At 59.2% G+C, this 23,520-nt stretch carries 17 protein-coding genes; 1 reads left to right on the forward strand and 16 read right to left on the reverse strand.

The window, feature by feature from the left end; all coding sequences use genetic code 11:
* Positions 1 to 9: 9 nt before the first annotated feature.
* The 9 genes from Pan189_RS08275 to Pan189_RS08315 all read right to left on the reverse strand — a co-directional run bounded on the left by Pan189_RS08275 (position 10) and on the right by Pan189_RS08315 (position 13,839).
* Positions 10 to 1,884: a vWA domain-containing protein gene (locus tag Pan189_RS08275; RefSeq protein WP_145363462.1), complete on the reverse strand. Its 1,875-nt coding sequence runs from the start codon at positions 1,882 to 1,884 to the stop codon at positions 10 to 12.
* Positions 1,881 to 2,780 (reverse strand): DUF58 domain-containing protein, encoded by a 900-nt coding sequence (locus Pan189_RS08280; RefSeq protein ID WP_145363463.1) that lies wholly within the window; start codon positions 2,778 to 2,780, stop codon positions 1,881 to 1,883. Before Pan189_RS08280 ends, Pan189_RS08275 begins: the two co-directional genes overlap by 4 nt.
* Before the next feature lie 88 nt (positions 2,781 to 2,868).
* A complete protein-coding gene (locus tag Pan189_RS08285) occupies positions 2,869 to 3,447 on the reverse strand; it encodes a hypothetical protein (RefSeq protein ID WP_145363464.1) in 579 nt (192 codons plus the stop codon).
* A 245-nt stretch (positions 3,448 to 3,692) separates the two neighbouring features.
* Positions 3,693 to 4,739: an AAA family ATPase gene (locus tag Pan189_RS08290; RefSeq protein WP_145363465.1), complete on the reverse strand. Its 1,047-nt coding sequence runs from the start codon at positions 4,737 to 4,739 to the stop codon at positions 3,693 to 3,695.
* A gap of 49 nt (positions 4,740 to 4,788) precedes the next feature.
* Positions 4,789 to 7,848, reverse strand: coding sequence for a VWA domain-containing protein (locus tag Pan189_RS08295; protein ID WP_310821248.1), 3,060 nt, complete (start codon positions 7,846 to 7,848; stop codon positions 4,789 to 4,791).
* A complete protein-coding gene (locus Pan189_RS08300) occupies positions 7,845 to 9,680 on the reverse strand; it encodes an ATP-binding cassette domain-containing protein (RefSeq protein ID WP_145366134.1) in 1,836 nt (611 codons plus the stop codon). Before Pan189_RS08300 ends, Pan189_RS08295 begins: the two co-directional genes overlap by 4 nt.
* Complete coding sequence (locus Pan189_RS08305) at positions 9,677 to 11,140, reverse strand: hypothetical protein (RefSeq protein WP_145363466.1); 1,464 nt, start codon at positions 11,138 to 11,140, stop codon at positions 9,677 to 9,679. Before Pan189_RS08305 ends, Pan189_RS08300 begins: the two co-directional genes overlap by 4 nt.
* Positions 11,141 to 11,167: 27 nt before the next feature.
* On the reverse strand, positions 11,168 to 12,199 hold the full coding sequence (locus tag Pan189_RS08310) for an extracellular solute-binding protein (protein WP_145363467.1): 1,032 nt from the start codon (positions 12,197 to 12,199) through the stop codon (positions 11,168 to 11,170).
* The gene (locus Pan189_RS08315) at positions 12,196 to 13,839 is read right to left on the reverse strand and encodes a hypothetical protein (RefSeq protein ID WP_145363468.1); all 1,644 of its coding nucleotides are present in this window, start codon (positions 13,837 to 13,839) and stop codon (positions 12,196 to 12,198) included. The genes Pan189_RS08310 and Pan189_RS08315 overlap by 4 nt, the downstream gene beginning before the upstream one ends.
* 458 nt (positions 13,840 to 14,297) lie before the next feature.
* Here Pan189_RS08315 and Pan189_RS08320 point away from each other — a divergent pair, with 458 nt between their 5' ends.
* A complete protein-coding gene (locus tag Pan189_RS08320; protein ID WP_310821249.1) occupies positions 14,298 to 16,442 on the forward strand; it encodes a serine protease in 2,145 nt (714 codons plus the stop codon).
* A gap of 96 nt (positions 16,443 to 16,538) precedes the next feature.
* Here Pan189_RS08320 and Pan189_RS08325 read toward each other — a convergent pair whose 3' ends face one another.
* The 7 genes from Pan189_RS08325 to rpsP form a co-directional block, all read right to left on the reverse strand.
* Positions 16,539 to 18,242 carry a hybrid sensor histidine kinase/response regulator gene (locus tag Pan189_RS08325; protein WP_310821250.1) on the reverse strand — a complete coding sequence of 568 codons (1,704 nt, stop codon included), beginning with the start codon at positions 18,240 to 18,242 and terminating at the stop codon, positions 16,539 to 16,541.
* A 335-nt stretch (positions 18,243 to 18,577) separates the two neighbouring features.
* Positions 18,578 to 19,666, reverse strand: coding sequence for a redox-regulated ATPase YchF (gene ychF, locus Pan189_RS08330; RefSeq protein WP_145363470.1), 1,089 nt, complete (start codon positions 19,664 to 19,666; stop codon positions 18,578 to 18,580).
* 98 nt (positions 19,667 to 19,764) lie between these two features.
* Positions 19,765 to 20,163, reverse strand: a complete 399-nt coding sequence (locus tag Pan189_RS08335) for a YraN family protein (RefSeq protein ID WP_145363471.1) — start codon at positions 20,161 to 20,163, stop codon at positions 19,765 to 19,767.
* 35 nt (positions 20,164 to 20,198) lie between these two features.
* A complete protein-coding gene (locus tag Pan189_RS08340; RefSeq protein ID WP_145363472.1) occupies positions 20,199 to 21,428 on the reverse strand; it encodes a DUF1444 domain-containing protein in 1,230 nt (409 codons plus the stop codon).
* Between the two features lie 170 nt (positions 21,429 to 21,598).
* Complete coding sequence (gene rplS, locus Pan189_RS08345) at positions 21,599 to 22,051, reverse strand: 50S ribosomal protein L19 (RefSeq protein WP_145363473.1); 453 nt, start codon at positions 22,049 to 22,051, stop codon at positions 21,599 to 21,601.
* Between the two features lie 143 nt (positions 22,052 to 22,194).
* Positions 22,195 to 22,908 carry a tRNA (guanosine(37)-N1)-methyltransferase TrmD gene (gene trmD / locus Pan189_RS08350; RefSeq protein WP_145363474.1) on the reverse strand — a complete coding sequence of 238 codons (714 nt, stop codon included), beginning with the start codon at positions 22,906 to 22,908 and terminating at the stop codon, positions 22,195 to 22,197.
* Positions 22,909 to 23,042: 134 nt separating this feature from the next.
* A complete protein-coding gene (rpsP, locus tag Pan189_RS08355) occupies positions 23,043 to 23,429 on the reverse strand; it encodes a 30S ribosomal protein S16 (RefSeq protein ID WP_145363475.1) in 387 nt (128 codons plus the stop codon).
* Positions 23,430 to 23,520: the final 91 nt, after the last annotated feature.

Here is a 23,520-nt window from a genome sequence, read left to right on the forward strand (position 1 = left end):
AGCGACGAACTACGTTGCCGCGGGCCTGCGGTGGAAATACCACCATTCGAATAGAATGAACACCAACGCCCCGACTGCAAAGTAAGGCCACAGCGGCAATTCCGCACCCACGCCCGCATCGCCGACTTCAACATCGATCTCACGGAATCGAAGATTGTCGGTTGAGTCAAGTCCGGTCTCGCGAGCGGACAATAGCGCCACGCCGATCGAACGTGCCCCTGCCGGGGTATCGATGCGATAGAGGCCTACAAGCGGCGCTCCCAATCCGGAGACCGATCCGGCCGCATCGGCCACGGCCGACTCCGTCTTGCCGTCCGGTCGGGTCACGGCCACGCGCTCGCCGGGGGGCACGGTCATCGTCGGCAAAAGGCCGGTTGAGTTCCCGCGGGCCTCATTCAGTTTCGCTTCGACGCGGGCCATTGTGACGAGATTGCTCGCCATAATCGGAAACCCGAGCCGATATGGCAGCGTCGACTGATTGATGTCGAACAGGAAGCGATAGGTCGGTCCAAAATTCTCGCGTCGCTTCACGATCAGCGGGCCGCGCCGGCCGGAGACGATCGGCTCGTACCCGAGCGCTTCGAAGTCGGCGTCGGCTACACCTTCGATTGCCTCCCATGCATTACTAATTTGCACGTCTTCGAGCGTCACGTAGGTCAGCAGCGGGTCGCCACGCAGCCAGTCGACAGGCGAGACCAGGTCGTCCGACTTGGCGACGATCGACCGGAGATCGTCCGGCAGAACATCAATGAAAACGCGAACGCGGGCGTCGGAGTCTTCGTCCGCAGCGTCATTTGAAACCAGAAGGTCGAATTCCTCCGGCACGACGCCGTCACCGGGAAACAGCCGGATGCCTTTTGAAACGGCAAGGGCCTGTCGAAAACTCTCCAACTCCGTCGGACAGTACACGTCGAGCGGCTTCGGCTTGGGCAGCGCGATCCAAGCTTTGTTATCGATTTCAATCGAATCGAATCCGGAAGGAACGACCGTCGCGGCCAGTTCGACGGCTTCTGATGTCGCGACCCGAAACGTGATTTGAGCCGGGGTTTCCGCTTCGGGAACGACGTCTTCTTCGACGAGCAATTCCTCGCCGTTCTTAACGACAATTGTGCCCGACGCCCGGTCGGCCCCGCCGACGGAGGCTTCGACGAAAACCTCCCACGCCGACTCTCCGACCGGCCGAGCATTGAATGATGTGAGTCCCAAGTTTCGACCGCCCGGCTCGACCTTCTGGATGACCAGATCGAACGGCAGGTCGACGCTGACTTCTTCCGGCAGATTTCCGTCGGTAATAAAGACGGCTTTCTTCACGCCGCCCGAACCGGCCGTCCGCGACAGGCCGACCGCCATGCGAAGGGCATCGGTCGGGTCGCTCTCGACCGGCGTGACTTTGAGGTCTTCCAAAGCCGATCTCAGCATGCGTTGGTCACTGGTGAAAGGCGTCAGTTGCCGCGCGGTCCGGTCGCCGGCGATCAATGAGACGACCTGCCCCGGCAGCAGCCCATCAATGACGGCGCGGGCCCGACGCTTGGCGATGTCAAGCCGTGTCTCGCCGCCCGATTCATCGAGCGCCGCCATACTGGCTGAGCAATCGATGATCAGCGGAATCGCTTCATCTCCCCGCGCCGCCGCACTGAGGACCGGCTGCATCGCGGCCAAGCAGATCGCCGCCAGAATTAAGAGTTGCAAAAGCAGCAGCAGGTTTTGCTTAAACTTTTGAAACGGCGAGTTGACCCGCTGGTCGTTGAGCACCTGCTGCCACAAGACGAGCGAGGGGACCAGCGCCCGGGGTCGCCGCAGTTTAAGGAAATAGAAGATAATCACCGGAATGGCCAGTAGGGCCAGCAGTCCGGCAATCGGGGCGAGGAAATTAAAACTGCTCATCGCAGCCACCCCCGCCGACGCAGCGTGTCGAACATCAGCGTTTCGATCGGCTCATCGGAACTGACCGGCAAGAAGCGACCGTTCCGCTTCGTGCATAGGGCGGCGACGCGTTCATTCATCGCGGCGAGATGTTCGTGATACATACCGACGAGGTCTTCGGCCGAGGTGACGTCGAGTGTCGAACCAGTTTCGGAGTCGATCAATCGGACGTCTCCGTCGACTTGAGGGTTCCGTTCATTCGGGCCGAGAATCTGAATCGCACAGACTTCAAGCCCCGCCCCGAACAAACGGTTGAGCGGCCGCCCCAGTTCACCCCAAGTTAAAAAATCGGACAACAAAATCGCCATTCCCCGGCCGGAGTGATTCCTCAGCACCGTTTCAACGGCCCGATCGATCATCGCGTTGCCTCCCGCGTCGAGACCCTCGACGAAAGAGAGCATCCGCCGCATGCTGACCCGCCCGGCGCATTGCGGCAGCACCTTCGGGGCTTTGTCAGCCGCCTGACAGCCGTAAATGCTCAGCCGCTCCCCGCCGAGCAGCGTCATCACGCCGAAGGAGGCCGCAAGCTGCCTGGCCAATTGAAATTTTCCCTCGAAGCTCATCGAGGTCGACCCGTCGACAATCACAACAACGTGCATTTCTTCTTCATGTCGATACAGCTTCACGTAAGGTCGATTGAGCCGGGAGAAGATGTTCCAGTCGACCCGCCGCATATCGTCGCCGGCGACGTAATCGCGGTAGTCCTCGAACTCCGTACTCGCCCCGCCCCGCCCCGCGAGATGTTCGCCCCGACTGTGATTCGTCAACCGCTTCCGCGGCGCAAGCCGCAACCGCTCCAATCGCGTCAACGTCGCGTTGGTAAGGAGAGAGCTAAGTTGTGCGGTCGATGCGGGCATTAAGAGTCGAGAGTCCAGGGTCGAGAGTCGAGGGCTGAGGAAGTTACACTAGCCCGACGCGCAAGCGAGGGACTCAATTATTCCGGTTTTATCGTATCACGTCGTCGCGGCTTCTAAACGGAACATCGTGCGCTGCGGCACGCCGAGTTACCTCGCCGATGAGTGTCTCATTGTCACCATAGGCGATGCGTCTCGGGATGACCGTGGCCAAAGCTCTCGTCGGCGTGAGTACGGTGCAGGCATAAACATGATCTTTGTCATCGACGACCGCGGCAAGGCGGTCCCAATTGCAAGCTCGGGATAGTCCTCCCATCGAGAAGGCGATCTGTGTATCGGTCAGTCGAATGACAGCCGGTCCAACGACGGCATCGCCGTTCGGCCCCTTCGCCGCCTTCTTGAACACTGCTCTTGCTCGATAATTGGCCCACGGCGAAAAGAACTGAGCGAAGACAAATGCCGTAAGGAGGAATGCGGCGAAAATAGTGACCGCGTAAAGACGTTCCTCGGCGCTGAAATGCCAATCGAAGATTACTGAATTTAGCAGGTAGGTTGCGGTTAGCATCAGCAATGTTCCAGCGATCATGATACCAATCAAGCGAACGCGTCGATGTCGTCGGCTGGCGGAGCGAAAATAGTTATTAAACGCGAGATGGTCGTCGATTGTCATTTCAAATTCCACTACGATCTCCGTTGTATCGGTCTCGGTTGAAGGCGAGGTTCTCAAAATTAATCCGCGTAACGTAAGAATCAGAATTGGTGGTTGATAGTGTTTTGATTCTCAGGTGGAATTGATTTCTCTAAGGCTTGCGGTTTACGGGGCCACACAAGCCCGACGCGCAAGCGAGGGGCGTTGCCAGCAGGGTGCCATTGGCGAGCGAATCCCTTGCTGGCGCTGCGGGCTTGTGTAGACGCTCACACCGCATACGTGGGCTCCGCGCTCAACGCCTTCGATGCGTCCTGAACCAGCTTCGCCACCGAGACTTCTTCTGCTTGGCCATCATAGTTCAGCAACACGCGGTGCTGCAGCACGGGAACGGCGAAGTGGCGGATGTCGTCCACGGCAACGTGAACACGTCCATCGGCCAGGGCGCGCACTCGGGCCGCCTTGATTAATCCCTGCGCGGCACGCGGGCTCGCACCCCAGCGGACATATTGTTTGACTTCATCAGCGGCATCGGGTGTGTCGGGATGCGTCGACATCACAAGTCGGACGGCAAAGTCTCGGACTGATTCCGTCACGACCATTTTGTCGAGCGTCTTTCTTAATTCGACGATCTTGTGGCCGTCGAGTATTTTGTCGAGATTGATCGGCTCTTTAAGAATCGTGCGGGTGACGATGTCATTCAATTCGTGCCGGTTTGGGAACGGGACGTTGACTTTAAATAGGAATCGGTCGAGTTGGGCTTCGGGTAGGGGGTAGGTTCCCTCCTGCTCCAGCGGGTTCTGGGTCGCCATCACGAAGAACGGCTGCTCGAGAATGTGAACCGTTCCGCCGGTCGTTACGGAGCCTTCCTGCATCGTCTCAAGCAGGGCCGACTGCGTCTTCGGTGAGGCCCGGTTGATTTCATCGGCAAGTAATAGCTGTGTGAAGATCGGGCCAGGTTTAAATTCGAGTTGATATCGCCCGTGGTCGTCGGCCGCCATGACCGTCGTGCCGATGATGTCAGCCGGCATCAAGTCGGGCGTAAACTGCACGCGGCGGAACTCAAGGTCGAGCACGCGTGAGAGCGCCTTGACGAGTTCCGTTTTACCGAGTCCCGGCACACCCTCCAGTAGCACGTTGCCGCCGCAGAACAGGGCCACGAGCACGCCGTCGATGACGTCGGCTTGACCGACCATCACGCGAGCGACCTCGTCTCGGACTTTGGAAAATGTGCCGCGAAACGCTTCCGCCTCGTTCGCCAGGGCGGAGGTGTCGGTCGAAGCGGTCTCAGTAGGGGCGAAGTCGCCGTCACTCATCTGGTTATCCCTCGGAGAAGCTCTCGGATGTAGGTCTGAAATGTAAATCTTATTCGGATTGGTCGGCATCGCCGCCCTGCTGACGCCGTCGCTTCGCTTCGAGAAGGCGACTCATCGTCGAGCCGTCTTCGTTCGATTCGCCGGGCTTCGGCTGCGGTGGGGGCTTATTCGTCGACTGTGGCATGCGCGGCCGTTGCGATGGCGGTGACTGCTTTTGGGACAGCGGCTTGCCCTCGCGCGTCGGTGGTGTGGTCGTCGGTTTCTGACCACGTTTGCGGTCGAGCAGGCGGTCCATTGTCGCGGTTCCCGACTTGCGGCGGTCCATCCCGAACCAGCCTTTGACGGTCATCCAATCGAGTTGCACCCGCCGGACCGCGACATCGAGCGGGAGCAGAATCGCGACCGCCAGAAGCAACCAGTCGAAGATCGGCCGGGTCGACTTTCGCGTCGCTCGCTCGGCGGGATAAATCTGTTCGGAGGTCGCTTCAGGCGTTAATACGCTTCCCCCGGTGCGCTCGGCGATGTCGGACAGCACAATCGGGTTGGAGCGGAAGCGGGTAAATTCCGGAGAGTAAGGCACGATCAACCCCCCGGCGACGCGGTCGGTCCGCTTGCCGGTCCCTTGGCCGATCGCCATCACCTGATAGCGGCCTTCCCCCCACAGCGGCATTCTCGCTTCATAGCGTCGCGGTCCGACCTGTCGTAATTCGATCGATTCGGCCTTGTCATTCGGTCCCCGAACCAGTGCCGTGACCGAAATCGGATCGCCGCTCGGGTGATAATCCTCAATGACGAAGATTGCTTCATTCCCCTCCGAATCGGCGGACAGCCGCAGTTGCGTGTCGGTCTGCGTTCGTGACAGGTGCGTGACGACCTGTTCCACAAAGGGCTGAAAGCGGTCCCACGTCAACCAATCGCGTCCCCAGTTGGACGACAGATCAGACGCAAACGCCCCGGAGCGACCGATCCCGTATTGCCAGACGCTCAGCAGCGGATCAAGTTCGCCGACGTCTTCGGCGTCTTTGTTCGGGGCGCGCATTAAGAGTCGAGCGGGGAACCCCTTCTGGCTGGAGAGTACATACCCGTGGATCGGCGGCGGATCGGAAATACCCTTCAGGACCGGATGCAAGCCGTCTTCAATCTGCGGCGTGACCGTCTCATTCTCGATCATGCTCCGCTCTAATGTCTTCGCTTCCTTGATGAAGATTGAAGGCAGGCGATTGGCGTTCTTGGGATAGTAGAAGTTCCCTTTGGTCAATGAAGCGATGTCCTGCAGCGAACCCGTATCATTAGGAGTGTGTGGGAAAACTGCGACGGTCGAGATGCTGATCTTCTCAGCGACGAAATCTTGCATTAATTTCGGGGCGGGGATGGATGGGTCGGCGTCCGAAATGATAATCATGTGCTTTGTCGCCGCGTCGCTCTTCTTTAAACCCTGCAGGCCGAGCCGCATTGTTGTGTCGAAGCTTGGCATGTCGCCGATTTGGGCGTTATTAATCAATTTGGCAAGCCGCGGCAGTTCCCCCGCGGGAGTTAATTCGAACAGCCACTTTTCCCCGCCCTGATAGTCGTAGACAAGCACGCCGACTTCGTCCTTGTCGCTGAGGACGCGAATCGCTTCTTTGGTGATTCGTTTCGCGTAGGTGTTGCCCTCCGGGAATTCGCAGGTATGCAAGATGATGGCGAGCGCGCCCTTGGGAAGCACTTTGCGATTGGTGACGTCCATTGAAACCGGCAGCGCGGCTTCGACGAGCGTATTGTGATAACCGCCCGGTCCGAAGCTGTTCGGCCCGCCCAGCATTAAGAATCCCATCCCCAGATCGCGGACACTGTCATGGACCGCCTGGAGCTGCCGGGCGTCGAATGCGTCGGCGCCGACGTTGGCAAATATTAAGAGGTCGTAAGGCAGCATCGCCAGCGGATCGTCCGGCAGGTCGTAGGCGGAAATTAATTTCACGCCGCGGCGTCCTTCGCGGATCGCGGCGACGAGTTCCTTCCAGTCGCGGGCATCGCCATCCGGGTCGGTCACAATTGCGACGACCCCTTCGCCTTGAAGCCTGAGCGCGTTGACCACCTTGTTGTTGTGCTCAACCCGATCCTCGCCCTCGGGCGGAACGATGACCGCTTCGTATTCGTAGTAGCCCGGCTCACGCAGTGAAATCGGAAGCGTGATTCGGTTCTTGCCCGCTTCAAATTCGACGGGAATTTCGGCCAGCTTTTCGCCGTTTTCTCGCACGACGAGCGTTCCGGAACCCGCCTTGAGCGACGACAGCACAACGGCTGCGTCGTAGGTCTCGCCGCGTTTGACATAACGCGGTAATTCCAGCCGCTCCAGCCAGACCTCGTTTTCATAAGCGTATTCGATAGGGAGAACATCGACTTCGATGCCGCGGGAATTCAGTTGTGCGATGACCGAGTCGAGGTCGCCCTGCGTTTGCGCCCCGTCGCTCATCAGCACAATCCGCCCTGGCTGATCGGCAGGAATCATCGCAGCCGACAGTGAAAGCGACGATGCGAGGTCGGTTCCGCCGCTTTCAATCAGCGATCCGACTTGCGGCAACTCGCCCGGTAATACCGTTCGCGGCGGCAGTTCCACGGCGGCGTTGCGTCCGAACACGATCATCCCGGCCTGATCGTCGGACGGCTTTTGATAGACGGTGTCTGCGAAGAACTTTCGGCCCGCTTCCAAGGTGCCGGGGTCGATCGACCCACTGACGTCGAGCGCGTACATCACGGCGAGGTCGTCGCGGAGCCGCACGGCGCGGGGTTCCGCGATCGCGGTAATTAACAGTCCCGCGACCGTCAGCCGCAACAATAGCGCGACCGCCGCGCGTGTCTTCGTCGCGCCGGAACCGCCGGCGACGGAGAGCCACCAGATCCAGGGAAAGATCGGGGCGAGATAGAGCAGCCGCCTCGGCCAAGCGAAATCGATCCGGTCGGTCGCAAAGAGGTACCCGAGTGTTCCGTAGAACGCAGCCAGAAACAGAGCGAGCGGCAACACGTCGGTCCAGCCGACCGCACGTCGCGGAGCGGGAAACACCCACGAAAGCAGTGACCGGATCGCTTTGATCGGTCCGTTGGATTGTTGATTGGTCAGACCCCGGCTCAACGGATCAGCTCCACGATGCGTCGGTTTCCGGTATCGGCCACGACGATCGTGCCCTTCGAGTCGACCGCAAGACCCCACGGCGTGGCGAATTGGCCTTTGCCGCGCCCGGCCGAGCCGAACGCTCCGGTTCGAACGCCGTTCGGGTCGAGACGCGAAACCCGTCCCGCGGCATATTCCACGACATAGAAATCACCTTCAGGCCCCATCTTCAACTCATACGGGTAACCCAATTCGGCCGCCGATTCATCCCCGAGCGTACCGACGTACTTGCCGTCGCCGGAGAAAATCTGAATCCGGCTATTGAACGCGTCCGCGACGTATAGCCGATCGTCGCGCCACACCAATCCGCTCGGTCGTTGGAATTCACCCGCCTCGGTGCCCGGTGTTCCGAACTCCAACACGAAATCACCTTCGAGCGTCAGCTTTTGAATGCGGTCGTTACCGCCGTATTCGCCGACATACAGGTGCCCGGTGTCGTCTCGCTCAATGGCGACGGGGAAGATGAACTGCCCCGGTTCCTCGCCGCGAGATCCGACCGTCTTAAGTACCTCGCCTTCCGGCGAAAAATAAACGAGCCGGTAATAGTGCGTATCCGTAACGATGATCCGGCCGTCATCAAGGAGGCAGAGTCCTTCCGGATTACCCGCTTCGGAATCGGGCATTTCCCACTGCCGGATCAATTCCCTCTCCGAGTCGAAGACAAGCACTCGGCCCGCATTGTCGAGCACGAACCGCTCGTCGTTCGGGCCGATTGCGACCGCCCGCGGGGCCGGAATGAGCGATCCGCTCGGCGGCAAAACGAAGGATCGCTCTTCAGAGATCGGGATCTGTCGAATCGTCTCACTGTCACACCCGAGGCAACTGATGGCCAATAGCAATCCGGTCAGAAAACGCAATGCGATCTTCATCCCCGGGCGGAGCTGTTCTCGCGGCGGACGGTGATAGAAGTCGGCGACCTCACCCGATCCACTGTGTTTCATTTGCGATCGGGTGATGACGCCGTGCGACCGTGTCGAGATGACCTCGATCGGCGACTCGCCGTCGGCCGCAACATCCAGCATCGCGGGGCGAACACCATGCCCTGGGCGGGTATCATGACTGCCCAAAAACTTTCTGGCCTGTTGGTGGCTAATCCAATTGATCGGGCCGAGCAGCCAACCGCTGTCTCGATCGGGTGGGTCGTGATAAAGATCTTCGACGGTGCCGTCATAAACGACCCGTCCCGAGTCGAGCCCGATGGCCCGGTCGCAATGCGCAAGAACCCGTTCTGGTTCATGTGTCGCCATGACGAGCGATGTCTGATCTTCCCGGAGCTTCATGTCGAATCGCTCCCAGTAGCCCTCGCATCGAGCGGGATCGACGTGCGAAAGTGGCTCGTCGGCGATGAGAACAGAAGGCCGCCACGAAAGAGCGCGGGCGAGGGCGACACGGGATCGTTCACCACGCGAGAGTTGGTCGGCTTGACGCTCGGCGAGCGCGTTTAAATCGAACAGTTCGAGGAAATGGTCGATCTCGCTCGACGCGTTCGATTGTTCGGTGAGCCCCAATTCCAAGTGCTGTCGGACGGTCATGTGCGGCCACAGTCCGTCATCGGGCGGCACCCAGGCGATGGGAAGACGTGATTTTTCGAACGACGCGTCAAGCCGTTCGACCCGCCCCTGTTGAGGCCGTTCGAATCCGACGAGGAGGTTGAGCAGTGACGTCTTGCCCGATCCTGACGCGCCGATGATCGCCGTCCGGCCCGCGGGAATGTCGAGCGTGACATCTTTCAACCGCGCGGACGTTCGTACCGGCAGCGAGACGTGGTCGAGATGCCACAGGTCACCAGTCATCGACGCAGCCGAGCGAGAAGTCGCGGAGTCAGGAAATCGACCAAAAAGTAGATCAGCAGTGGAATCGCAACGCACAGTGCGGCCCTTAGCGACAACGACGCATTGTGGCCGTAGTGCATAAAGTTATACAGCCGCACCGCGGGGGAAACGACCGAAACCGGTGCGAGGACCGCCGCCGCATTCACGTCGCTGTAAGCCCACCATGCGAGTAGGCCGATCACCATGAATTTCGGTCGGCTTCGCAACTCCCACAAGAGTCGGCGTGCTCGTGCCCGCACGCTCCGATCGGGCGCCGCAAGCGCGAGTGACGCCTCTCGGATCGAGGATCGTCGCGCCGTCGCGTTGATCACCAGTTGCAAGAGCACGGCCCGCGGGAGCAACCAGACGGCCCACGCGACAACGAGCGGAACGATCGTGTCATAGAACCCCCTCAAGGCGCTGCTGCGAAATAACTCCGCCAACACGATCGACAGCGATAGAGAACCCATTAACGCCACGCCGCACAGAGCCGACAACGAAGTCACGCTCGCAACACGCCCCCATCCGCGGGGAGCGAAGTTCAGCAATTGCACGATTGCGAAAGCGACGACCGCCGCGATGAGGCTCAGGGCCAGAGTCTCAAAAATATCGACGATGAACCGGGTGTAGAGCGACGAATCTTTGATCGCTGCGGGCAGGGCCGCGGTCGATTCGATGATCGTGAGCGCGACAGGAATAGCCATCGCGATCACGCCGATGCCGAGCAGGCTCCACGCGAGGATCGGGCGGTGCCGTGAACCTTGGAACTTGCTGTCGCCTGCTATCGCGTCGGCGAAATCGTCTCGTGCGGAAGAAATTTGCGCGAGCCAAAACATGAGTGGCAGCAGAATCGCAAATTCGACCAGCACGGGCGCAGTCATCAAACTCCACACGGAGACGGTCGGCCCTCTTAGCGACCACTGCTCGAAAAGCGTCACACTCCAACTCACCAGACCCATCAGCGAGGGAATATCGTATTGCTGAAATGTCCAGATAAACGCGATCGCCCCGGGAGCAAGCAACCGTCCCACCGGCCCGCGAATGACGATGCCGAGATGCTCCATCATCGACCGAATGCCGAATCGGGCGGACCCCTTGGAAAGCGACGCCACGTGAACGCCGGCCGCGCTGATGCCGGACGCCGGCGATACTGCGAGCACGGCTGCCGCAAGTGCCGAGGCTTTGATTGCGATCAAAGCCCCGCCGAGGACTTCATTCCACAGCGGCCTCGTCAACAGCGAGAGCCCGAAGTTGGCGTAACCGTACGCGATGAGCCAATCAGGGATGAGAATGATTCCGGTGATCAGTCCCCACGCGATCCGTCGAACGGTCGGGTTCGAACGCGTGAGAACCGGCTCAAACAGCGCGGCCGCGGCTGTCGCGATCGGCGTGATCGCGAGTGCTCGCAGCAGGGTCCACAATGTCGCCACAGCCAGAGACAACAGCTCTTCCTCTCTGACCGCGAACGACTATTCGGAACTCAGCCAAGACAGTACGGCCTCGCGATTTTCCGCCAGTCCGCTCAATGCGATCCCCCGCTTCACCAGCGGCATCAACTCGAGGACCTCCGCCGACAATTGCGTTTCATCAACCGATCCAAGTGGAACCTGACGGGCTCTCGATCTCGATAATTCGAGTTCCACCTGTTCGGAGAGGAGAAAGTCGACCAATCGTTTGGCGGCCGGAAGGTTGGAGGAACCTTTGACGATGGCAACGCTATTGGGGATCGCAATCGTACGTCGCCTGTTCCCGTCAGCTTCGATTTCAACAGGAACGAATGACACCGGCTTTCCCGCATCGACAGCGAGGAAATAGTCGTCCGTGTCGGTCCATCCAAAGGCTGACTTGCCTTCAGCGACGAGATTCTTAGTCGTCGAATTCCCGGCGACGACTTGCGCGCCGCGGCGAGACAAATCCTCGTACCACTGACGCAATTGGTCCGGCCCCCAAACGTCGTGCAACACGCTGAAATGTGTCAGCGTCGTGCCGAACATCGGCTTGGCGAGTACGAAGTCGGTCGGATCGGCTGCGAGCCGCTCGTCGATTGCTTCCGTCGACGCGGTCATCAGATCGGTGTTTACAATGTAAACCCGAAGCCGCGCCGCAAATCCGGCCCAGTGGCCGTCGGGATCGCGATAACGTCCCGGAATCCTCTCGAATCCCGGTCCCTTGTAGGCGTGAAACAAACCCTCTTCGGCCAGCGCGACTGTGCCAAGAACCTGATTGTTCCAGAATACATCGCAGCGTGGTTGGTCTCGTTCAGATCGGATCAGCGCCACGAATCCGACGGACTTGTTCGCTTCGGTGTCGAACTTCACGTCGACATGAATGCCGGTTTCCGCTTCGAAGCGGTCGAGAACTTGCTGCGAATACAGCGCATCGTGCGAGCAATACACCACGAGGCGATTTTGTGCCTTGTGAGTGCAGCCGCCCGAAAACCCGATGACCGCCAATCCCGCAACGGCGGTAACTGAAATCAGCGCCGCGTAGCGTTGGCTCATTCGTAGCCTACGTCCGTGTTCGCTCCGGTCGGAACCGACAGCGTATCGAAATATTTGCGGATATCATCGTGATATCCGGGCGGAACTTGTTCTTTCAGGATCGCTTCGCTGACACCGTCGCGCACGGCTTCGATTTGCTCATCGTAATTGACGACGGCTGCGTTCTCCCGACCCTCCCCCTTTGTTTTGAGGGAAAGGAGTAATTTGCCGGCGAGGAGCGCCGACTTTGAGTTCTCCGGCGTGTAGTCGGTTTCGACGGAATCGTCTTCAGCCGCGATACCACCTCTGCCCTGACCGCGTCCGCCCATGCCGTCACCGTCGCCGCCATTGCCGTTACCCTTTCCCATTTTGGCGAGCATTTCAGCGTAACGTTTCGCATAGTCGGCCATTGACGAGCAGCCTTCACAACTGCCGCCGTCGAGTTTTTCAGCACTGTTGAGTTTCTTCGCCATCTGCATCGCTTTCAGCGATTCCTCCAGCGACTCCAAATCGCGGATCGACTGCGCGAGCGATTCGAATTCCATCCCCGAAAGTTCCATCTCCTCGGCGAGGGCGGCTAGTTCCTCGGAATTCATGCCCTGCTCGGCTTGCGCGGAAAGTTGCTCGGATGCCTTTTTCATCATGTCTGCTACCTGCTGCGCTCCCGACTCACGAGCGAGCTGCTCCATCCGTTCCATCCGCCGACGCAGTTTCTGCAGCGTCTGCTCTTTCTCGACCGGGTCCATCGAGTCTTTGTCGCGGGTCAATCGCTCGAGCTCTTTCTTCATTTCAGAGAGCTCTTTCTGCAGCGACTCCGTTTTGCCCTTCTTCAATTCGTCCGACATTTTTCGCAGCATCTCGTCCTGTTGGCCGCGACCGATCTTCTGGGTCCCCTGCTCCCGGCGCATCTTCTCGGCCAGTTTTTTCTCGGCCCGAGCCCGCCACTCGTCGCTGAATTTTTTCTGCTGCATCGCGAGTTGCCGGGCGTTCTTCTTGACCTGCGTGGGGTCTGTCTTGCGGAAGAAGTTCGACAGCTCCTTCGTCAGCCGTTCGATCTGCTGGGAGTTTTCCGCCTCGGGTGCTTCGCGTTTGAGCTCTTCGAGCCGCGACGTCTGTGCCTCCCGCCGCTGGGCCAGTTCTTCTTTCTTTTCCTCAGCAGCTTTCGCCTGCGTGATCTTGCCGAACGGATCCCACATCGGGGCGAGCAGTGTCGCGCCGACCACGATCAAGGCGGCGGTGACCCCTTTCACCAAGCCTCGCCGCGGATCAAACGGCAATGCCTTCACGACGTTCGCATTGGCCGAGGCCTGTTCCGCCGAGGCGACAACGAGCGGGCCGAAGCCGGCGTTCGCTCGTTCGAGCTCGGTCAGAGATAGGAACAGGTCTTTTGTCCCGGCTGCCCGATCGACCACCCGAGCCCCGTCCGGGGCGGTCGGCCGTCGAAAGAACAGGCCCGCGATCATCGCCGCAACGATCGGCGGGGCAATCAACGCGCCGATGAGAATGGCCTCGGTCTGCTTGGGGTACCACCACAATAAAGGAATGCAGCACAGGGCAATGCCGAAGCAGCCGAGTAACGCATTGACATACAGCCGACCGAACCGGGCCACGGCGATTCGTCGCCGGGCGGTCGCGATGACGCGCGTGCTGTTCGTCCCCATGCCGGACTCCCTTAAGGCTACAGGCGGCTGAAATCGCCAAATCAGAACTCGACTTCAATCGTACAGTAGAAACCGCCGGGGCGGCAATTGGTTCACTTCGGAATGTTGCAATCCGTGATTTTCTTAGAATTCCGTCTCGCCCTAGCCGCAGTTCTCGGCAGGACAGCCCGCAGCCGATCGACTTCTTCTGAAGATCGACTCAGCCAACTTCACAAAAAGATGAGTAAGCCGCATACCTTCGCCGGTTTTCGGAACCGGATTCCATTTTGGACAACCTTCGAACGTCCACCTGAAAAAATAGTGCGACCGGCTCCATGCGGGGGTATGCTGAATTGGCTGCGCTCGCGGTCCAAGTCAACGGCACCGATACGACGTTTTCCGCCCGGCAGGAGCGGCGGCGTCGGAAGCATGGACGCATGCGGTGTCGCTCGCGTCACCCTCGTATCCCGAGGCCATTCATGCTTCGTCCTTCCGCTTTGAACAGCCGCATCTATTCATCGCTTGCCGCGATTCTCGCTTGCCAGTTGATTTGCTCACAAGCGCTGGCCCAGGGGCCGGTCGCCATTCCCGAAGATGGCCGCGTCACTGAGACGGAGGCGATTCCCAGATCACCGATGCCGGAGCGTCCCGCCGGCAATCTCGGCGGCCTCGTCAAACCGCAGCCGAAGGCGATGAAACCGGCTGAGGTCTACAGGCATCTGCTGAAGTCATCGGCGATGGTCTACACCAAACAGAACGAAGAGGGCTATGCCGGAACCGGTACCGCCTGGCTCGTCGATCGGGAGCGAAAACTGTTCGTGACCAATGAGCACGTCGTCGCTGACGTCGCAAAAGCGATGCTGTTCTTCCCGAAGTACGAGGACGGCTATCTCGTGGCCGACCCTGAGAAGTACATGATGTACGAGAGCGTGCCGGCGGAAGTACTTGACGAAGACGGCGACTACGACCTCGCGCTGCTGCAGGCCAAGTCGATCCCCAGTGACTTCGTCGATCTGACCGTGGCCAAGCGGCCGATCTGGCCGGGTGAAGAAGTTTTCACAGTTGCGGGGCGGCCTAGCGGCAGCCACGGGATGTGGGTGTTCGGCGAAGGCAGTGTGCGGCAGGTTTCGCGAGGACCCTTGGCAAACGGATCGATCACGCACGTGATGGAGTCGGACATTCCGATCAATCAGGGAAACAGCGGCGCGGCCGTTGTCGACGAGCAGGGACAGGTCGTCGCCGTAGCCGAGGGCTTTCGCACCAAGGCCCGTGGGACCAGCCTGTTCATCGCCGCCCGCGCCGTGCGCGAATACCTCGACCTCGTGCTGCCGCTGGTTGATCCCGCAGATGCCGATGCCATGGTTACGGCCGGGGCCCGCCACGTCGAGCAGGGGCGCATTCAAAAAGGCTTGGAATTGTTCGCCGATGTTCTCGGCCAAGATCCGCAGCGGGTCGACGCTCTGGCCGAACGCGGGTGGGCATTTCTGCAACAAAACGATCTCGATAGCGCCGAACAGGACTTTCTGGATTCGCTGAAGTTAAACCCCACGGTGCCGCTGGCTCACCAAGGGCTTGGAGACATTTACGGTCTGCGCGGCGAAACGGATAAGGCGATCGATTCTTATACCAGCGCGATTCGAAACGAGCCCACCGCGGGCTTTCTCTATAACTCGCGCGGCGTCGAGTATTATAAGAACGATTACAACCTCGCCTTGGCCGACTTCTCACGGGCGATTAAGCTCGACCCGACCGACGGGCAATTCTATGTCAATCGAGGCTTGGCTCACCGCGAACTCGGAGATCTGACCAAGTCGATCGCCGACCTACAGATCGCGGTGAAGCGGGCACCTCTTGATGACGATTTTCATAACGAACTCGGCATCAGCCTCTTTCAGGCCGAGCGATATTCCGAGGCAGCGGAATCTTTCTTCCGGGCAACAAAGCTTGATGATCAAAATGCGATTTACTTCCAGAATCTTGCCGACAGCTTCTATCGACTCAAGAAGTACGATGCGGCCCTGACCGCGCTCGACAAGTCGGTGAAAATCGACGGCGAGAGCGCCTACGCGTTCTATATTGCCGGCCGTTGTTTCCAGGCACTCGATAAGATGGAGTCGGCCGCTTCGATGCTGCTGAAATCGGTCGAGTTGGATTCTGAAGATGCCGACGCGCATCAGGCTTTGGGCGAGGTCATGCAGTCGCTCGGGCACAGCGACCGCGCACAGGTCGCCTTCCGGAAGGCCGCCAATTTAAACGGCGAGCAGTACGTTGCCGCCTCTGACGCACCCGCGGGTAATCAGCGGGTCGCCCGTAAGCCGGTCGGCGGAAATCATCCACTGAAAGGGGCATGGTCGCTCAATCAGCGGGTCAACGGAGTCTTGGTCAAAGCCGTTACCGCCATCGACGGTCAGGGAAATTATCTGACGGAGTTTTATTCGACCGACGTGAACGGAAACGACGAAGTCACCCGTGAACGCGGGACAATTACGGTCGATGGTCGATACATCGTTATCGACGCCGACGGTCAAGACGCGATGCGACATCAGATGCAGCTTCAAGGCGAGAAGCTGTTCATTAAATACAGCGACGTCAATCAGTGGCTCGTCTGGCGGAAGCAGAATTAAGCCAGCCGTGAATCCGCTTGCGTTCGTAAGCACTTAATTAACGAAGTGCCGAGACGGAATCGTTCGCAAAGCCGGTGAGAGCGGTCGCGATGCCAATTAATCGCGACCGACTGCCGGCTGTTTGCTCGGATCAACCGCTTTTTCGACCTCTTCGAGCAATTGGTCGAGGCGGAATGGCTTATACAAAACCGAACTGAGCCCGGCCTGCCGCGCTTTCACGATGCAGTGGGCCGGGTCGTAGCCGAAGCCGGTCATCAGGATGACTTGTGCATCTTCGTTAATTTCGCGGAGCCGGACGAAACACTCGTAGCCGTTCATGTCCGGCAGCCGAATGTCGACGATTACAGCGTCATAATGGAAGCTGCGCGTCATGAGAAGCGCTTCTTCTCCGTCATGCGCGGTTTCGACGTCGCAACCGAACCGCCCGAGCAGCGTATGTGCGGCTTGGCGAACTGATTCGTCGCTGTCGACGACCAAAATTCGTTTCTCGCGCAATAGCGGTCGCTCCGGACGACTCGGAAGGCTCTTGACCGCATCTTTCGGCTGCATCGTCGCGCCGACTTTTTGTATCAACTGTTTGATGTCGCGGGTGTGCTTCAGGACCCGGGTCAATCGCTCGCAGACCGTCGGTTCATGGCCGATGTAACGCTCGAGAATCCATGCCGCATCATTGAGGATTTCGTCGACCGGTCCGGCGACCTCTCGCATAATCAGCTCGGTGCTTTCGGTCGCAGTTGAAACCTTCTCGGCGACAAGCAATTCAAGCGTGTTCAAAGCGACTGCGACTTCGCGGGTGAACAACTCGAGAAACTGAAGATCGTTCTCATCGAAAGCATGAGTGTGGGGACTTTCGACGTTAAAGACGCCCAGAATTTCATCATGCAGTGTGAGAGGAACCGTCAGTGAACTCCGGGCACCTTCTGCCCCAGGGAGATAGAGCGGGTCCTCCTCGGTGTCTTCACACAAATAGCTCTTCCCGGTTGCCGCGACGAATCCCGTGACACCATTTCCGGTCGGATCGGCAAAGAGTCGCCGCGACTCGGCTTCGGGACGCATGCCCACGCTCAGCAGCGGGTCGAGCCGACGTGACTTCGGGTCGAGCAGGCGAATCTCGGCCGTCTCGAATTCGAGCAAGTCTTGCGTGTAATGCAGAATGCGGGCTTTGAGCAGTTCGATTCGATCGTCGACCGACATGTCGACAAGGTCGGCAGGAGCCAGATCACCAAGGTCGAAGCCGGCCTGATGGATTGCGTGCAATTTCTGACGCTGCAGCACTTCATCGGAGACGTCGTGAACCACCGCGGCGAGATTGCCCGGATTATCTCCGTCGTCGAGGATCGGTCGAGCGTGTACCTCGAAGTATGTTTTCTCGCCGACTCGCAATGTGCTTTTGGCGGGTTCGCCGGTGGCAAGGGCGGTGTGAAACGGACAGAAATCGGGCCCGATCAACTCCGGATTGCCGAAGCAGTCGTAGAACGCCTTACCGTACCCGTCGCCGGCCGTCCCGCTGAGCCGCTGAAACTGCGAATTCGACCAGAGGATCTGCAGGTCTTGATTGAGCAGCACAAAACCGTCGGGGAGTTGCTCCAGCATCCCGCCGGCGTGAAGCAGCGAGCCGGGGCTGGAGGCATCGTCACCGGTGAGAAATATTCCCGCGAATGGCTCCAAGCGGAGCATCGCCAGACCGTCCTCGAACGTCGACGGGTGGACGACCTCGTAATGATCGCCGAACCCCGCGAGTGCGTCAGAGGACGCTGTGCCGTTTTTTCCGAAAACCAATAACCGCGGCCGATCGGTCACGGGCCTCACCCAATCGAAAATAGCGCGAACAACAGCAGTATAGAGACTGCCCAATTTCCCGACAACGAGAGATATCACAGGGCCGACGCCTTATCATGTGTTGATGTATCGGGTTGCGCCGAGCTACGCGTTGCAAAGTTGTGGAATTCTCAGACATCGACACGTTTGTATAGAGCAGATTCCTGCTATCTGTGGCGGCTTTAGGACGCACAACGCCTGCAAATTCTTACGAATCGCCGCCGGAAACCGCTCTACTTACGGGGTATTTGCATTAGCCCAACCCGGTCCGCCACAACGCGTCATCGCCGGCGACGAAATCAACTCGGTCGAACGCATCAGACGTTGAATAGGAAGTGGCAGACGTCCCCGTCTCGCATCGAATAGCTCTTGCCCTCGACCCGCATCCGTCCGGCCTCGCGGATCGCTTTTTCCGATTTCAGTTCTTCGAGATCGTCGACGGAGTAGACTTCGACGCGGATGAAGCCGCGCTGAAAGTCGGTGTGAATGACGCCCGCCGCTTCCGGAGCGGTCGCCCCGATGGGAACCGTCCAAGCCCGAATTTCCTTCGGTCCGGCCGTGAAGTAACTCTGCAGGCCGAGTGTGCGATAGGTCCCGCGCGCGAGTACGGCCAGCGCCGGTTCCTCCAACCCGACACTCTCGAGCATCTCGGCCCGATCGGCCTCATCGAGTTCAGCCAGTTCGGCTTCGAGTTGACCGCACACGGGGACCACCTCGCCTCCCTCCTCGGCGGCACGCTGACGGACGCGCTCGACCAGTTCGCTTTCGCCGGTCAGATCGTCTTCACCGACATTGGCGACGTACAGCACCTTCTTCGCTGTGATGAGTTGCAGGCTCTTCAGTGTTTTCCGGTCCTCGGGGTCGGCAAATTCCATCTGCCGCGCCGGTTTGCCTTCGTCCAGATGGGCTTCGATTTTCTCCAGGAAGGCGACTTTCGCTTTGGCGTCTTTGTCGCCACTGCGGGTCAATCGCGCGGCCTTATCTTTGGCAGAACCGACCGCCTGCAGGTCGGCGAGGATGAGTTCGGTCTCGATCGTTTCGATGTCGCGAATCGGGTCGACCGAACCGTCGACGTGGGTGATCTCGCCTTCGAAGCACCGGACCACATGCAGAATCGCGTCGACTTCGCGAATGTGCGATAGGAATTTATTCCCGAGGCCTTCTCCTTCCGAAGCGCCTTTGACCAGCCCCGCGATATCAACGAGTCGCAAAATCGCGGGCACGACCTTTTCGGTCGGAATGTGCGCTTGAATCTCGCCGAGCCGCTGATCGGGAACGGCGACCACTCCGACGTTCGGCTCGATTGTGCAGAATGGATAATTCTCGCTGGGAATGCCTGCGGCAGTCAGCGCATTAAATAGCGTCGACTTCCCGACATTCGGCAGTCCGACAATACCGGCTTCCATGGATGAATAAGGCTAGGGGCTAGGGGCCAGAGGCAAGCGGAACGACCAAAACCGTGGCAGCCTTTACTCTAGCCACTAGCCGTTAAGCACTCGCCTCCTTAGGAATACATGCCGTCGATGCCCGTGGGCTCGAACGCGTTGGGATAGTAATCGATCTGCGGTCGTTTCGCGCCTTCGGGCCAAGTCACGGAAATCACGTCGAATCGGGAGGGGCGGTCGAGCCAGTTCCGCTGCTTGAGGTACGAGATCGCGATCCGCGTGAGTTGCCGACGTTTGGCCGCTGTCACCGCTTCGGCCGGATGCCCCTTGTCCCAGGATCGTCGGGCCTTCACTTCCACGAACGCGATCGTTCCGTGATCGTCCGCAATCAGGTCAACTTCGCCGAGTTGGCTGCGATACTGGCGGGCGATAATTCGCAGTCCACGAGCCTTCAGGAATCGAGCCGCAGCCCGTTCGCCACGGTTGCCGAACACACGATTGACCAACCCGCGAAGCATCGTCGTTCTCTTGCTAAACGCTCAGATCGGGACGCTCAAAATCCCGCCAGCCGCGAGTCAACGCCCAACTGTTTTAACTGGGCCTCGTCCGGGAAGTCACGCACCCGGTATCGCGGCGGATACAGGTCTTCGACCAGCTCCATGAGGTTGCCCACTTCGGCTCGAACGGAATCAAACCGAGCCGCCGCGAGCGGCGGTGCATCTGCTTTGTCTTTGAGCAGCAGATATTCTGCTTGCGGAAGGATGGAGTCGACCCCCTTGGACCAGAGCGCGAGTTCAATCGACTCTCCGCTTTCCTTCGCTTTGAGCGCGATGTAGTTGGCGAAAAAGACATCTTCGCCGCGTTGCTCGTAAAGCTCTTGTAGCAAAGGAAGCTGATCATTGTAGGTGCTCGCGAGATAGCCGGTTTGAAGCTCCCTCAAGCGCGAGTAAGAGGGATGCCCAACGGGGAAATCCCAATCTTCCCAATGTCCGTCTTCAAAGATGAGGGGGAAGGGACTCAGAGGCCGCGGTTCTTCCGTCAGTGCCGTCTCGCCAAGTTCAACCAATAGCCGCAAGCCCTCGGAATCTTCGGAGCCGGTGAGAAACAGGCTGTCGCGATTTCCGACCAGCACCACCGGTCGGCCCTTCAAATCAAGTCGCTCGAACTGTTCGACGAGGATCAACCGGGACGAGTCGTAGTGGTCACCGGTGTTGAAGATGTAGAAACCTTCGCCCGTGCCCATCAGCGCGAAGGGAATCTGCTCCAACTCATGCTTCGCCGCTTCCAATGCTTCGTAAATTGTGATCCCCCACGACTCCAACCGTTCGTCGGGGATCGACTGCATCGCACGCGGTAGGTCGTAGACGAGCCCGAGATAAAGGTGCTCGCCGAGCGGCATCAGCGGGCCGCCGACATCGCCGGGGCCGCCCTTGAGTCGGCTCTTGAGCCGGGGCAGATCGAGTCCGGCCCGCGACCATACCTTGGGGCGGATATCGGGCTTGGCGTCTTCCCATTCCTCGGGTGGTTCGAGCCGAGCAGATAGAATCGCCCGCACAATCGTGTCGATATGCTCTTTGCGAGCCGAGCGATCGAGCGTCCGATGCTCGGCGTAGAAGTTGGCCAGATTGACGACGTGGTCAGGTTGCTCGACCACAATCGAAAACTGCTCGCGATCGTACGCCGGATCGAGTTCGGCCCCGGCTTGGCGAAACCGTCGACAGACCGCTTTCGCGAATTCGTCGGGCGACGGAGGTCGGCCGAGAAGTCGCCCGAGCAGTCCCATCGTTCGCCTTTATTCAAAGCAGATTCACGAAATCCAATTGGGCTAAAGCGACGGCCGACGTTCCGGTCCGCAACTGGCCGACGCTTAGCCGTTCGCGCGAGCGATAAGCGATTCAGCCCGCCGGGGCCGAGGCCCCAGGCGAGACTGCGCTACTCGCATTCGCAACACGATCAGCCGGCCGATTCTGCTTTTTTCTTCTTCTTCGGTTTTTTACCGGCCCGCTTCACCGTCTTCTTGTGGGCGGTTGCTTCAGCGGCTTCAGCTTCCCAAGGCTTCGGCTGACGCTCACGCAGCCGGACCGCTTTGCCGATTCGATCTCGCAGATAGAACAGCTTGGCTCGTCGGACATGGCCGTGCCGTTTAATCACCAATTCGGCGATCTTCGGGCTGTGAACCGGAAAGGTCCGCTCGACACCTTCGCCGGAAACAACGCGACGGACCGTGAAACTCTCGCGGGTTCCACTGCCGCGGCGGGCGATGATCGTGCCGTTGAAGATTTGAATTCGCTCTTTGTTGCCTTCGAGAATTCGGCAATGCACGTCGACCGTGTCGCCGACGGCGAAGTTGAGCTTCTTTTCCCGCAGGCTCGGCTGCTCGGCTGCGTCGAGAAGTGGATGTTGCATGATTGGCCTTTCCGGCGTCGGTACTATCGACCGGCTTTTCTGTAATGTCGTAACTCTAATCAATTTGTCCGCCGAAGATCGAGCATCAAAGATCGGAGATAGCGTTCTTCAAATCGCTAATCTCTGTCTTCAAGCTCCCACCTTCAGCCTGCGTCGTCTTGCGATTGCTGTTGAATCAAATCCGCTCGCCGTTCCTTCGTCCGTTGCAGGCTCTGTTCTGCCCGCCAGCGGGCAACCTCTTCGTGGTTTCCCCCGATGAGGACCTCGGGCACCGTCATGCCGCGGTACTCGCGTGGTCGCGTGTACTGCGGGTATTCGAGCAAACCCGACTCGGAAAAGGAATCGTACTTACTACTCGTTTCGTCTCCCAACACGCCCGGCAAAAGCCGGACGACGCTGTCGATCACCACCATCGCCGCGACTTCGCCCCCGTTGAGGACGAAATCACCGATGGAAACTTCTCGCGGCTTCAAACCCAATCGAATCCGCTCATCAAATCCTTCGTATCGACCGCAAAGCAGGATGACCCGTTTCCGGGTCGCCAGTTCGGCGGCCAATTGCTGGTCAAGTCGTTCTCCCTGCGGTGTCAGTGAGATTAACTCGTCCGGCTCGTCGTTTTCATCGTCAACCTGCCTGACCGCCTCGACACAGTCGAAGACGGGCTGGCAGCGGATCAGCATCCCCGGCCCGCCGCCGAAAGGCCGATCGTCGACCTTATTGTGCTTGTCGTCGGTGTAATCTCGGAAGTCCCAGCGATGAACTGAGACCAGTTCGCGATCAATCGCCCGCTTCAAAATGCTCTGCCCGAGATAACTCTCGAACATTTCGGGGAAGAGCGTGCAGACGTCGAATCGCATGTCGGTTGAGGAGGTCAGGGATCGGAGATTGAAGATTCGCAGGCAGAACCGGCTTCAAACTTCGGGGCTAGTTGGCCCGGACCGTTTCTATATCCAAACTCCCATCTCCAGTTCGAAAGCAGCTCGAACTGCACTCAGCTCTCGCCGCCTTCGCTTTCCCCTTCCGCGGTTGCTTCCGCCGTCTCGCCTTCGCCCGACTCTGCCGCTTCTTCGGCCGGCTTCTCCGGCTCCTTCTGCGGTGTCAGCGGCGGAGGCGTCTTCACGCTACCGAATTTGTTGGTGCGGACCTTCTTGATAAGCACGGCGACTTTTTCGGTCGGCAATGCTCCCCGCGACATCCAGTGGTCGATGCGCTCCATGTCCAGCGTCACACGGGCCGATTTGTCACGGACCATCGGATCGTAATGACCGACCTCTTCAATCGCCTGACCGTTCCGCTTCTGGCGAGAGTCCATGATGCAGATGCGGTAATACGGGCGGTGGGTTCGCCCCAGTCGTTTCATTCGGATTCGAACTGCCATTGGGTATCGCTGCCTTCTTCAAAATTACGAAGTACTGACGTGTGTTCTCACTGAAATTTCATGGTCAAATTAGGGCGTTGATGAAGGACCC

It is taken from the genome of Stratiformator vulcanicus, assembly GCF_007744515.1.
In the GTDB taxonomy this organism is placed as follows: domain Bacteria; phylum Planctomycetota; class Planctomycetia; order Planctomycetales; family Planctomycetaceae; genus Stratiformator; species Stratiformator vulcanicus.